The sequence below is a fragment of the Vibrio sp. Y20_XG_PY13 genome, assembly GCF_024181925.1.
Taxonomy (GTDB): Bacteria; Pseudomonadota; Gammaproteobacteria; order Enterobacterales; family Vibrionaceae; genus Vibrio; species Vibrio parahaemolyticus.
Genome location: NZ_JAMZAL010000001.1, coordinates 1062060 through 1074744 on the forward strand (window position 1 = coordinate 1062060; position 12685 = coordinate 1074744).

The 12685-nt window shown below is 45.6% G+C and carries 12 protein-coding genes; 4 read left to right on the forward strand and 8 right to left on the reverse strand.

The window, feature by feature from the left end; all coding sequences use genetic code 11:
- Positions 1-84 precede the first annotated feature (84 nt).
- A complete protein-coding gene (locus NL646_RS04675; protein ID WP_025518534.1) occupies positions 85-1581 on the forward strand; it encodes a peptide MFS transporter in 1497 nt (498 codons plus the stop codon).
- A 93-nt stretch (positions 1582-1674) separates the two neighbouring features.
- Here the strand turns inward: NL646_RS04675 and NL646_RS04680 are convergent, their stop codons facing one another.
- The gene (locus NL646_RS04680) at positions 1675-1911 is read right to left on the reverse strand and encodes a hypothetical protein (protein WP_005464033.1); all 237 of its coding nucleotides are present in this window, start codon (positions 1909-1911) and stop codon (positions 1675-1677) included.
- A gap of 207 nt (positions 1912-2118) precedes the next feature.
- Between NL646_RS04680 and NL646_RS04685 the strand changes: the two genes are divergently transcribed.
- Positions 2119-2994, forward strand: coding sequence for a LysR family transcriptional regulator (locus NL646_RS04685; RefSeq protein ID WP_042772249.1), 876 nt, complete (start codon positions 2119-2121; stop codon positions 2992-2994).
- On the opposite strand, the gene NL646_RS04690 is transcribed toward NL646_RS04685, so the two are convergent.
- The 5 genes from NL646_RS04690 to NL646_RS04710 form a co-directional block, all read right to left on the reverse strand.
- A complete protein-coding gene (locus tag NL646_RS04690) occupies positions 2991-3770 on the reverse strand; it encodes a phosphotransferase enzyme family protein (protein WP_180798731.1) in 780 nt (259 codons plus the stop codon). The genes NL646_RS04685 and NL646_RS04690 overlap by 4 nt on opposite strands.
- Positions 3771-3935: 165 nt before the next feature.
- Positions 3936-4805 (reverse strand): LysR substrate-binding domain-containing protein, encoded by an 870-nt coding sequence (locus NL646_RS04695; RefSeq protein ID WP_180798772.1) that lies wholly within the window; start codon positions 4803-4805, stop codon positions 3936-3938.
- 204 nt (positions 4806-5009) lie between these two features.
- Entirely contained in the window at positions 5010-5987 is a 978-nt protein-coding gene (locus NL646_RS04700; RefSeq protein WP_015312861.1) for an OmpA family protein, read from the reverse strand.
- A gap of 454 nt (positions 5988-6441) precedes the next feature.
- Positions 6442-7566 carry a M14-type cytosolic carboxypeptidase gene (locus tag NL646_RS04705; protein ID WP_253663906.1) on the reverse strand — a complete coding sequence of 375 codons (1125 nt, stop codon included), beginning with the start codon at positions 7564-7566 and terminating at the stop codon, positions 6442-6444.
- Positions 7567-7679: 113 nt separating this feature from the next.
- Positions 7680-9080, reverse strand: a complete 1401-nt coding sequence (locus NL646_RS04710) for an FAD-dependent oxidoreductase (RefSeq protein WP_253663907.1) — start codon at positions 9078-9080, stop codon at positions 7680-7682.
- Positions 9081-9437: 357 nt separating this feature from the next.
- Between NL646_RS04710 and NL646_RS04715 the strand changes: the two genes are divergently transcribed.
- The gene (locus tag NL646_RS04715; RefSeq protein WP_253663908.1) at positions 9438-10346 is read left to right on the forward strand and encodes a VirK/YbjX family protein; all 909 of its coding nucleotides are present in this window, start codon (positions 9438-9440) and stop codon (positions 10344-10346) included.
- Between the two features lie 51 nt (positions 10347-10397).
- Positions 10398-10949 carry an outer membrane beta-barrel protein gene (locus NL646_RS04720; protein ID WP_077282527.1) on the forward strand — a complete coding sequence of 184 codons (552 nt, stop codon included), beginning with the start codon at positions 10398-10400 and terminating at the stop codon, positions 10947-10949.
- A gap of 53 nt (positions 10950-11002) precedes the next feature.
- Here the strand turns inward: NL646_RS04720 and NL646_RS04725 are convergent, their stop codons facing one another.
- Together NL646_RS04725 and phnR are read right to left on the reverse strand one after the other, a co-directional pair.
- Complete coding sequence (locus NL646_RS04725; protein ID WP_140377130.1) at positions 11003-11911, reverse strand: multidrug transporter; 909 nt, start codon at positions 11909-11911, stop codon at positions 11003-11005.
- A 65-nt stretch (positions 11912-11976) separates the two neighbouring features.
- Complete coding sequence (phnR, locus tag NL646_RS04730) at positions 11977-12681, reverse strand: phosphonate utilization transcriptional regulator PhnR (protein ID WP_005463955.1); 705 nt, start codon at positions 12679-12681, stop codon at positions 11977-11979.
- Positions 12682-12685: the final 4 nt, after the last annotated feature.

Here is a 12685-nt window from a genome sequence, read left to right on the forward strand (position 1 = left end):
ATTATTTCAATACTCAATATCTCGTTTAAGTAACATTTAACAGAAATAATCACTATCTTTCTCCGCTAATGTGAGTACAAAATTATGTGGAATAAACTAAACAAATCTATGATGTTCTGCCAAATGATGTTTGGCTTATCATTTTATGGCGTGTTAGTGAGCTTAACTCGCTTTTTTCTAGAAGATCTAAATTACAACGAAGCCGATACGATGATGATCGTGGGCGCTTTTTCTGCCATTGGGCCATTGTTTGCCATCGCTGGCGGATTTATTGCGGATAAGTTTTTAGGAGCTTACCGCTCTCTGTCCATCGCCTTTCTGGCGTTCGCTGCGGGTTACGTTTTGCTGGTACTTGGTGCTTCGGCGACAAACGTTCCTTTATCGATGTGTGGTATCGCTCTAGCAAGCTACGGCCGTGGTTTGATGTCACCTTCTTACCCAAGTCTTTACAAACGCACTTTTAAATCACAAGAAGATTTCGAAAAAGGTTACCCAATCAACTATTCGGTGAACAATGTCGGCGCTTTTTTAGGCCAGTACCTGTTCCCGATGATCGTGCTGGTAATTGGCTTTAACGGCGGCTTTACCATCTCTGCCGTCATGGCAGGCGCCGCGCTTGTGATGTTATTGATGTTCAGAAAGGGCCTAACTGGTGTAGCCGCTGAACTTGACCAAAAAGCGGTAAGCTTGAAAAACTGGGTATTCTTCGCACTGATTTCCGTCGCCATGATCGCGTTGGTGTTCTTCATGTTCTCAAACATGGATATTGGTCAAAACATCGTTTATGCCATCGGTGGCGCTGCGATTCTTTACTTCGTCTCTTTAATGCTGAAAGCCAGCAAAGCCGAGTCATTGAAGATGGGCACCATCCTCATTGTGACCTTCTTGACTACGTGTTTCTTCGTGTACTACGGACAAATGATGACGTCAATGAACATGGTGGCAATCAATACTTTGAAAGGCTCACTGTTTGGCTTTATCCCACTTGAGCCAGAAGCAGCAATGGCAATGAACCCACTTTGGTGTATGGTTGGTGGCCCTATTGTTGCGGGTTTCTTCGGTATGCTTGAAAAACGCGACGTTCACCTTTCGACAGCAACTAAAATCGCGATGGCATTTGTACTCACTGCAATTGCATTTGGCATCCTAACGTTTGCGGTCACAACCGTTGGTGAAGATGTGGTGATCATGCCTGAAATCTTCTTGGCGATTCACTTCTTCCAAGCCATTGCGGAAGTTATCGTTGGTTCAATGGTAGTAGCATTCATTCTGTCTGTAGCACCAAAACACATCGAGAACTTCTCGGTTAGTCTATTCTCCGTTGCTATCGCATTGAGTGGTATCGTTGGTGCCGCTTTCTCAACATCGATTGCTATGGAAAAAGGCCAAGAGATCACTCAAGAAATCGTACAAACCGTATACGGTGATTACTTCCAACTGCTTACGGTACTAGCGGTTGTGATGGTGGCGATTGCTATGGCAGCATCGGTAGTTATTCGCAAAATGCTGGATGCAGCAAAAGAAAGCGAAGCACAAGCTCAATCTGTCGAGATTGAAGCGGGTGTCGAGGTACAGAGCTAATCGCTTTCGCACCGCCACTTGATTACATACGCAATCAACAAACAAAAATGCCGCGAATTCATCGCGGCATTTTCGTAATGACAACGTGACCGATTAATCGCGGCGGCCACGAAGTTCAATGGGTTGGGTAGATGCATCGGTTTGAATCATCACACCGCCGTACATCGCTTCATTACGGCCTTTCAACGTAAGTTGCGAGTTTGCGCGTTCAACATCCACTTGGTTCGTATTACTCATTGTCATGTCAATGGTACCTGTGTATGAGCCATCCGCAGCAAATGCCACATTCGCTGAGCAAACCATCAAGCCTAATGCGATTAGTTTTTTCATACATCACCTCTGTTATTGTCTGTACCTGTGTCGATGTAGAAACAGTATCAACGTAAAGGGGGCAAGACGAGGAAACTCCTGATTTACCAAATGGAAATCCCCTTTCTTCACTTCCGATAGATGCCTCAAGAAAATTGACCGTTTGCTGTCTTTGGATGATCAGCTCAACGCTATGATGTGAAGCGAGCCGAATTGTTGGAGTAAAGAATGGCGATTAATCTGGATATTCAAAACATTCTTGTGCTGAAGCGCATGTATGAGCTGCGCAATGTTCGGTTAGTCGCAGAGTCGTTAGGAAAAACATCCGGAGCCATCAGTAAAAACCTCACCAAGATGAAAACCCAGTTCGATGATCCTCTGTTTGTGCAAACGAAACATGGCTTTGAGCCGACGACGTTTGTCGAAACAAACATGGCACACTTCGAACAGATTCTGATGAGTGTGGACTCCATTAAGCCGCAAAACTTTTCCCCAGAGGCCTTTGATGGGCAACTGTCGATTTATGCCAACACGCTATTTTGGGATTACTTCGGCGATGAGCTTTACTTGAGCCTGTTAAAACAAGCACCTCGAGCCAAATTTTCGTTTCTGCGCTGGGGAAACGAAGCTAAAAACCGTTTAATAGATGGTGAAAATGCGGTCGCAATCCACTACTTTGATGAGGACTTACCTCAATCGGTCGCACAAAAAGAGTTGGGAAAAGGAAAGGCCGTCTTTTTTGTTCGCAAAGAGCATCCAGCGCAAGATTTTGATGACTTGCAGCTCTACCCCTTTTTACTCTTCAAAACACCAGGATGGAATGACTACCGGTACCCTCTGTTGGAACGCTTGAAGAACATTGGTTTTAATGCGTCGCCAAAAGTGGAAATAGAACACCCAGCGATGATCCACAAAATCATCCTTCAAACCGATCATTTCGGTATCACGATGAGTGACCATGTCCCGCAGGGATGCAGAAGTATCGCACTACCGAACCGCTTAGAATTGAATGTCAGCTACGTGATGAGTTGTCGGCGTTCACAGCAACACGCACCATTAAATCTATGGTTATTTGATAAGATTAAACACGTGATTGCAAACTAACGTTCTTTTAGTATGCCCAAAGTAATCGCTTGGTGATGTTGACGCAGATAATCGATATCTTGCAAATACGCGATGTGATGTTCCTCTTCCAAATTAGCTTGAAATCTCTCATCCCTGCTGCTTGCCATCAGTCTCATGTAATCAACCAAAGCCGTGAGCCTTAACGTCATCACATCCACCAGATTTTCTCGCTCTAATTTCGAGCAGCCATACGCGTCGCAGAACAGTTTGGCACGTTGAATTTGCTGTTCCAAGTTGCCCATTCGGTCATTTTCATCCGTTTTAAAAGGAGCCCAACCGTAAATGGAAAAAGCAACGTCCCATAAACGAGGAGCAGGATGTGCGGTATCAAAATCGAATACACCAACCACGGTTTCACCATTTAGTGCAACATTGTATGGCATAAAATCCCCGTGACAGATCACCTCTTGGGGAGAGCGATCAGGTAACATCCAATGACACACTTCGCTTTGATGTGAAATGAGAAAATCTTCTGAAGCATCATGCATTCTACGCAACATTTTGGCTGCGGATAAAAGTGCAGTAACAGAAGCAATAGAACCTTGCAGTGGATAGTTGAAGGTATCTCCTTCCACAAAGCTCAACCACTCTTTACCACCCCCAATCCCAATCACTTTGGGGCATTGCGTGAATCCATTGGAATGAAGGTGATTTAACAACTGGTGGACGGTCATCGTCCAAGATCTTGCCGGACGGCTAACACGATCACCTGTACGATAAATGGCATTATCCCGACCACCTTGTAGCATTTCCATGACTTTTCCTTGTTCGATCAGATTTGGGGCGACGATTGAAACAAGCGTCATTTTATACCTTAAGTAACGAATCTTGTTTTAACTACCGACCAAAAAGCCCCCAACTTTGTTAGCTCAATCGCAGGAAACCACTTTCACTTATTCGAAGATGCAGGACTTTTAAGCTTATAGACTTTGCATGACCCAATGAGTAAAAGCCTCAACTTGCGGTTTATCGCTTTCCCTTGCCACTATATGGTGCGCGCTGGCGCTTGGCATGGACCATCCACCAATCGGAACCAAAAGTCCTTGTTGTAGCTCATCCTCCACTAAAAAGTCCCTGACAAGCAGTATGCCTAACTGATTCACCGCCGCTTGAATGGCTAGTAAGGAATGTTCAAACTCGGCGATAGGTTTACTCACTTTGCCTTCATAACCCTGAAAGCGCAGCCAAGCTTGCCACGATTCATGGTATCCGCCCGTGCACAGTTTTGGCGCTAGCGCGATATCGGTAAGATGAATGACCGAATTAAGATTTAAAAAACCAGGGCTCGCCACCACTATCCAGTTTTCTTGGGTAAGTTGAACAGCCAGCTCTGATTGCCAATCTCCATAACCGTTGATGATCTCCACATCCGCAATGGCGCTAGCATTTGGTACCGTGTTGGCAGTCGTTGAAATTTTTACCACGACATCAGGGTGCTGACGATGAAAATCGGCCAAGCGCGGCATTAACCATTGAGAACAAAAGCTGTGAGCGACATGAAGCGTCAGTTGAGTATTTTTCTGGCGAGCAAAAAGGTGTTGAGTTGCTACAGATAGCATCTGCAAAGTCTGGCTAACAACAGGCAAGTAGGCTTGGGCAGCTTGTGTTAACAAAAGCTGCGCACCATTGCGCTCAAAAAGTATCGCGTTTAACTGAAGTTCCAACGATTTAACTTGCTGACTGACCGCCGCGCGAGTGACATTTAGCTCTTTTGCAGCTTTTGTAAAGCTTCGCAAACGGGCTGTTGCTTCAAAGGCTTTCAGGGCATTAAGTGGTGGGAGGTTTTGCATCATGCTCTCCTACTAAACGGAGCATCGATATTATGAATCTGTGATGACAGAATGATGAACAACAAGCAAAGCGCACGCCGCCGCCGTCATTTCAATATACAGCCCAACAACCGTCTCGGTTCCATCCAAGCATAAGGTTGAAGACAAGATCAAAAAAGCCAGCGATAAACGCTGGCTTTTTGCTTTGTTGGCTATAGCAACAAATTATTGAGCTTGTTCAGTCGTTTGGTATTCAAACGCAGGAACAACTACTTCTACACGACGGTTCGCTTCGCGACCTTGACGAGTTTCGTTGCTAGCAACTGGGTTTGCTTCACCCATGCCTTTAACTGTCATACGGTCAGCAGCGATACCTTTCGCTTCGAATTCATTAGCAACCGCTTTAGCACGTTTTTCAGTTAGCTGTTGGTTGTACTGAGCAGAACCCGTTGTGTCACTGTAACCAGTGATCTCAACTTTAGCTTGTGGGTAAGTGTTCATTAGATCAACTGTACCAGAAAGTGCTGATGCATCTTTCACTTCTGCGCTTTCTAGGCCGAATTGTACTGTTGCTGTTTGAGCTGGGTACACGTGCTCAACGATACGAGTAGATGGACGTGTTTCTACCACTTCTTCAACTGCTTCTTCTTGAACTACTGGCTCAGAACCAAACTTGTAGTTGAAGCCGATACCGAAGAAGTCAGAATCCATGTCATCAATGATGTCGTCAGACATGTCTTGGTAACGTTGGTATTCAGCACGTAGGCTCCAGTTGTAGTTGATTTTGTACTCAGCACCTAGAGAGCCAGTTGGAACGAAGTCTTTCTCGTCACCAGCCATCATGTATGCCGCACCTACTTTAGCGAACAGGTTCCAAGAATCTGTTAGAGGTAGGTTGAATTTAGGAGCTAGAGTCAAAGCCCAAAGGTCACCATCAACTGTGTTTAAACCCGGCTTTTTGAAGTTAGCCGTGAAATCACCTAGGTAATCAACACCGTATTCTGCAGCAACGTATTCGTTGAAGTTGTAACCAATGTGCATACCAGCTGCAAAGCTGTCGTCGTCACAAGGTTCGTTTAGGTAACATGCATCATTTAGAGAGTTGTAACCTACTTTACCGCCAATGTAAGTGTCAGCAAGTGCAACGTTAGAGATCACACCACCAGCAAGTACAGTAGCCACTGCAATAGCGATTTTTTTCATTATTTTTTTCCTTTTTCTTGTACACAAAGCAACACAAATTAAGCAAGTCGCTGCTTATCATGTGAAGCCGCAACTTTCTCTTTTTAGTTGAATAGAAACAGCTAAATTTCGTAGGAAGGAATCAAAAAATGATATTCGAACGCCAATGATGTAACACGGATACCACCACCTCTCGATCACACGTTAATTATCTAAACGTGGGCTCTCATTTGAGGAGAAAATCCAACGACATTGGTTTAGCCATAGTCAATTCGTTGCGGAGAATATCACACTCTTAGCACTTTTCTGTGATGCAAATCACCCTATTTTTGCAATTTCTCAAACTTGAGAAGAACTCAGTAAATGGATGAATGGCAACTAATTTTTACAATAAAAAATGCGAATAACAGGAAAGAAAACAGCCCATCAAAGATGAGCTGTTCGGTAATGAATCAATGCTGTGGAACTATTGCATTTAAATTTTGTCGGTCACCGCAAGTGTTGCTGCAAGCACATCTTGCCCAAACATCACGCTGCGCTCAGGAGACCAACCGTACAACGGATCAGGGTGGTTGTTATTGTCTTTGAATGGCATCTCAATTGTGTACGATAAGCACTTAAATTGCTCGGCAACCCAGTTTGAACCAACCGTCAGGTTTGCCTTGCCTGGTTCGTCTTTGTCGTAGCCAATTTCATCTTGGAACTCTGGCGTAATAGTCAACAGTGCTTGTTTGAATGCATTTTCCAGCGCCGCTAAGTTTTCATCGTACGATGGGATGCCCTCAGAGCCTGCAACAAAGTTGTATGGGATCGCTTCATCACCATGAACATCTAAGAACATATCCGCGCCCGTTTCGAGCATGCGTTCACGAACAAGGAACACCTCTGGGCTTTTCTCCATTGAAGGCGTTTGCCATTCACGGTTTAGGTTTACACCAACCGCATTCGTGCGTAGGTGACCACGAATACCACCATCTGGGTTCATGTTAGGTACAACGTAAAGCACTGCTTTCTCAAGTAATGCACGGGCAACCGTATCGTTTTCATCCAGCAGACGCTGAATCATACCTTCCATAAACCACTCGGCCATGGTTTCGCCCGGATGCTGACGCGCGATCATCCAGATTTTCTTTTTGCCTTCTTCTGGCTCACCAAAAGTCAGTAGGCTCATGTCGTTACCATCTAGGGTATGACCCAGTGTATCTAGCTTGCAGTGGTGCGCGCTTTGCGCCATGTGCAGTAGATCGAGATGGCGATCATAAGTGTACGGTGCAAAGTATGCGAAATAGATAGAGCTGCGCTCTGGGATCACAGTAAACGTTAATGTGTCACCATCAAATTCAGCGGGAATACGGAACCATTCTTCACGGTCATAAGACACAACAACGTCGTAACCTTGCCAACCTTCAGGGTATGCTGACTTCGCTAGATCGAGCAGTTTGATGGTGTGAGACTGCTCTGCTTCAGTTTCTAAGCGGAAGTGGAACCATTGGTAGAATTCCGACATGTTGTCGTTAGGGATTTTCAGTTGGATGTCATTTTTATCATCCGCTTTAACGACATGGATGCTACCGCTGTCGAAGTTGCTGAATATTTTCATTCTGTTACTCACCTTTTGAATCTGAGCTTGAAAGAGAGAGGCTAACACAAGGCGAAAGCCCGCCCCAACGACTTTCACTGCAAACTGTCTCGTTTGTGGCTAAAGTCTTCAGTTTAGTCGAGCTTATCCGCTTTGCCTGCTGGTCCTGCAAGTTTTTCCAGCCACTTATCCCAGATAAATGGTTTTTGACCACAATCTTCTGCCTCTTCTTTTCGGCGTACCGCATTACGCACTGTCATTGCGCCAATCCAGCGAAACGGCTCTGGAGGGAAATGCCCCAATGGTCCTTTGGCTAAGCCACTTCGAGTCCATTCGTTATCCAACCCTAACACCATAGAAGAGAGGATTTTTCCGCCCATGCGAGTCTGCGCAACACCATTACCTGAATAACCAAAACCATAAAAGACATTACGTTGCTCGTTCAACTTCCCAAAAAATGGAAAGCCGGAGGTTGAACGATCGGATCCTCCTGTCCATGAGTATTCAAACTCCGCCTCTTTCAAACTCGGGAAAAGTTTATCGAATGACTTCCTTAGAAGATTTTGATAACGAGTTGGTTTATTGAACATCACGTCCACTTGGTTGTTGAAAGAGAACTGATTGCCTCCCTTGCCTAACATGAGGCGACCATCTGGCGTATCGCGGTAGTAATGAACAAAAATACGCGAATCCAACACGCTCGTTCCCGCTTGCCAGCCCGTTTTTCGTAACGACTCACCAAGCGGTTTGGTAATGACCATGTCGGAAGAAACCACCACGATACTGTTTTTGAACTGCGTAAAGTGCTCCACCATCCATGCGTTTAATGCCAGCACGACCTGCTTTGCTTTTATTTGTGCGTCAGGAGTGCTCACGGTAGCTGGTTGGCCAAAATCCAATTTGGTCATTGGTGTGTTTTCGAAGATTTCGATCCCCATTTCTGATGCAACTCGGCGCAAACCTCTAGCCAACATCGCGGGTTGGACGCTAGCAGCAACCGAAGAATGGAAACCTTCAAGATGACGGGGGGAGCCTGTATTTGCGTGCAGCTCATCTTCTTTGCAGCGACGCCAACTATTGACGCCTAAACGTGAAAGCTCATCGACGACAGGTTGCATGCAGCCCGCTTGCGCGTGATTTGTTGCCGTGTAATACACGCCTTCAAGCGACAACTGAGCATCAATATGGTGCTGTTTACAAAACGCGTCAATTTCAAGCACGGCTTGTTCGGACTCTTTGACTAACCAAGCAGCCTGAGCTTCACCAAACAAACGTTTTAAGGTCGGAAACTTTGTCGACCAAGTCAGCATGCAACCACCATTCGCTCCAGACGCGCCACTACCGCACAGCCCCTTTTCTATCACAACAACATGCTTTTTCGGTGCTTGCTGTTTGATCATAATGGCGGTCCAAAGTCCGGTGTAACCACCGCCAATAATCGCGACATCAGCGTCGATATCTTCATTCAGTGGCTTAGCTGGTTGAGGCTGTTCAAGTTCAAGCGCTTGCTTAAACCAGTAAGATAGGTGTGCCATTGTTTTTCCTTCGTGTCATTCATGAACTTGTTTTCGAGAAACTCACTGTACAAACGATGCGCAGTTTCAACGAGCAAGAAAAACTATCGCTGCGCGTAAGAAAAAATGACGCCACGCGGCAAAGTGTCCTGACACTTCCTTACTCACTCATACAATACCTGCCGCGGTTTTTCTCTTAGAATTCCGAACAAACGAACACTGTTCAAAATTAATTTTGAGTACGTTGGAATCAGCAAGAACACACCTCCTATTTATGCCTAGTGCATCTCTCCATTTTCGTGTTCCTCGCTGTTATTTCTCGTGCTGTTAAAACAGAACCCCAGTTAAGACAAGCTCTTAAGTGAGTCGGGAGTGAAAATGACTGCAAATAAATCCATTTTTGATCATACCAAAGTGATCTATGCTGATGAGTACGCCGACACCTATAACCCTATTTGGGTGTATAGAATGAAGTTCATCATGCGTGCGCTTTACTACAAACGAGCATTCAAACACCTTGCGAACAACATTGAATCGTCTTTGTTAGACATGCTTTGTACGCGTACACACCGATTCCTAGAAAAACCGTTTCGCCCGTACATCATTAAGAATAACTCCGCTTTTGATCGCTCCAACTTGGTGGTTGATCACTACAAAACGATTTCAGAACTGCTTTCTAAAGAGACCATTGCCGAGATTTACACCGATTCAAAAGGCTTAACACTGACCTCATTTGAAATCGATGACATCGAGTATTCGGTTCGATTGGTTTACGAAGCACGTTACCAAAAAGAAGGCGACATGAGTCTTGTGCTGCACAGCGCTGAAGACGGCAACTTCTACACACTTTCGTTTACCGTTGGTCATGTAGACACTGGGCGCTGCATTATGATAGGTGGCCTACAAGGCCCTCGAAGCAGTGAAGAAAACAACGCAAAAATCAAAAAACTGACTCGAAAACTGTACGGTCAGCGACCAAAAAGCTTGATGGTGAGTTTGCTAACACTCATCGCTCAAGTCTGGGAAGTAAACACCATACTCGCCGTAAAAACGCAATCTCACACATATGCAGCACGACGTTACAGTAAAGGACGCATCAAAACTGACTACGACGCACTATGGCAAGAGTTGGGAGGCATTGAATACAACCGCCATTTCTACGCATTAAAAGTGAATGATACGCGCCGCGATACTGAGGGAATGTCTCGCTCTAAACGCTCGATGTACCGCCGTCGTTATGAGTGGCTAGACAACACCAAAGCTGAGTTTGCGACGCGTCTGCGTTAATCCAGCGTATCACGCGACATCTTGTTTATTCGTTTACTATTCGGAGTCCTTATGTCTTACAAATACGCCGTAACATGCTTGTTGTCTGCACTTTCTGTCACCGCTTATGCCGAGCCAACCAAACACATTGTGGGGGCGAATTTAGGCTATGGTGACGTTAGTTACGACGTCAATAATGGCCATGATGACGGCGACATGTTCTTAGGGGATGTGTATTACCGTTACATGTTCGACCAAAACTTCGGCCTTGAAGCAGGTTACAAAGGCGCGTTTAACGGCATTGGTTCTGTACTCATTAGCCCAATATCAGAAATCACCGACGTGAGTTATGGCGGTCCGCGAATCAGCGGTTACGTAAGCTACCCTTTGGGTGCTGGTTTTGAGCTTTACGGTAAAGGCGGTATCACTTACTACACGTTAAGTTACACGCTTAAAAACAATGGCCAGAATAAAGAATATGACGAGTCTAGCCTTGGCGGAGAAGCCGCAGCAGGTGTCGCTTGGGGCTATAAACACTTTGGTTTGAACTTAGAATACAATTACGCCAAAAACAGCGATTTTGATTCTGGTGGCGTGATGTTTGGCGCACAAATGCGTTTCTAACTCATCCCTCTTTTCTAAGGCACCTGAATTCCGGTGCCTTTAGTTTATGTGCTTCAAGCACCTTCTAAAGACAACACAATGCCTGCCAGGATGAAAGCCACACCGATACCTCGGGTGAGATACCATTTTTCCGCAAGCAACCAAATGCCCATCAATAAACCAAATACGATACTGATCTGGCGCAGCGCGACAACTAAGCTCACGTTGTCTGTCATCGTCATCGCAAACAGAACCAATCCATAAGTCGATGCCATCATAATGCCAGCCATACTTGCACTTTTTCGGATTCGCCAAGCCGCTTGCAACTCTTGATCATTTCCGGTGAGCAGACACCAAAGTAAAACGGGTAAGCCCATCGCCCAAAACTGCGCACCAAGATAGAAGATCGCGCTGTATTGATCGCTGAAAATAGTTGATGCTTGCTGAGTCAGTAACGTTAATGCCTCTTTGTCCACCACAGAGTAACCTGTCGTGCCAATTGCCGCGATCAACGCCCAAAACACGCCTACATTTAGATACGCCACCAAAGAAACTTGGCGAACATGAGTCAACGGAACCAAAATGCAGCCAAAGGTGATCAACACAAAACCAAGCCACTGTTGAGATGAAAGCGCATGGCCGAGTGCAACACTGAACCCTCCCACCATCATGACCGGCAAAGCGCGTGCAATGGGGTAAATCACACCAACATCGGCATGTTTATACGCCATGATCAAACCGACGAGATACACAATTTGCGCTATTCCACTAAAAGCCAGCATTCCCCAAAACTCAACTGGCAACGAAGTCCAACCGAGCGTGATTAAATACCAAATCAGATATGGGGTAAGCACTCCACAAGCAGACAGGCTTGCAGCCATCGTGAATGCCATGCCTGATCCGGAATGGCTTTTACCCAAGATATTCCAGCCTGCATGCAAAACCGCAGAAAATACAACGAGTGCGATTGCCAAAAAATCCATTTGTTTTCCTGTTTAGATAAAACAAAGGCTCCGAGATGGAGCCTTTGAATATGAAAATGCGAACATTAGTGATTGAGCTCTGCTACCGACTCAATACTGATGGCATCGTGACGCCAGTATTCAATATCGCAGTCAATCAACTCGCCATGTTGGTTATAGTTAGTGCGTTCAACAACCATTGCCGGAGTGCCCGATGTTGCTCGCAACGCTTGCGCGACTTCACCAAGCAAAGTACTGGTAGAAATACGGTAACGCGTCTTCTGATACACCACACCAAAGTGCTCGCGATAAATGTCGGTCAGCGAGTTGGTCAAATCAAAGCTCAATAAATTGGGGAAGATCTCTGGACGAATATAGTTGGTCACATACACCACAGGTCTGTCTTCCAAATATCGAACGCGGTCGACACGAAAAACATCAGAGAACGGCTGCAGTTGTAACAAGCGCGCAGACTGCTTGTTAGCTAAAGTACCCTTTGCCGCAATCAGCTCCGTTTTTGGCACGCGATTTTGCGCTTTCGCCATGTTCGGAAAATTAAGTGTCTGAGTAGGGTCGTAGCGTAGTGGCTCAGGTGAAATAAACCAGCCTCTGCGATCTTCACGATAAATTCGCCCTTCGGCTTCCAATAACGACAACGCTTCGCGCAACGTAACTCGGGTTGTGTCGAACGACTCCGCCAACTTGCGCTCCGCAGGCAATTTCTGACGCGGTGATAGCATGCCCGCTTCAATCTGTTCAACAATCGAATCTTTAATTTTTACGTACTGCACGAGG

Bases quoted from the DNA above. Each gene is read 5' to 3' on its own strand.
- NL646_RS04675 (WP_025518534.1), top strand. From the start codon at position 85: ATGTGGAATAAACTAAACAAATCTATGATGTTCTGCCAAATGATGTTT.
- NL646_RS04720 (WP_077282527.1), top strand. From the start codon at position 10,398: ATGTCTTACAAATACGCCGTAACATGCTTGTTGTCTGCACTTTCTGTC.
- NL646_RS04715 (WP_253663908.1), top strand. From the start codon at position 9,438: ATGACTGCAAATAAATCCATTTTTGATCATACCAAAGTGATCTATGCT.
- NL646_RS04710 (WP_253663907.1), bottom strand. From the start codon at position 9,080: ATGGCACACCTATCTTACTGGTTTAAGCAAGCGCTTGAACTTGAACAG.
- NL646_RS04685 (WP_042772249.1), top strand. From the start codon at position 2,119: ATGGCGATTAATCTGGATATTCAAAACATTCTTGTGCTGAAGCGCATG.
- NL646_RS04725 (WP_140377130.1), bottom strand. From the start codon at position 11,911: ATGGATTTTTTGGCAATCGCACTCGTTGTATTTTCTGCGGTTTTGCAT.
- NL646_RS04690 (WP_180798731.1), bottom strand. From the start codon at position 3,770: ATGGAAATGCTACAAGGTGGTCGGGATAATGCCATTTATCGTACAGGT.
- NL646_RS04695 (WP_180798772.1), bottom strand. From the start codon at position 4,805: ATGCAAAACCTCCCACCACTTAATGCCCTGAAAGCCTTTGAAGCAACA.
- NL646_RS04705 (WP_253663906.1), bottom strand. From the start codon at position 7,566: ATGAAAATATTCAGCAACTTCGACAGCGGTAGCATCCATGTCGTTAAA.
- NL646_RS04700 (WP_015312861.1), bottom strand. From the start codon at position 5,987: ATGAAAAAAATCGCTATTGCAGTGGCTACTGTACTTGCTGGTGGTGTG.
- NL646_RS04680 (WP_005464033.1), bottom strand. From the start codon at position 1,911: ATGAAAAAACTAATCGCATTAGGCTTGATGGTTTGCTCAGCGAATGTG.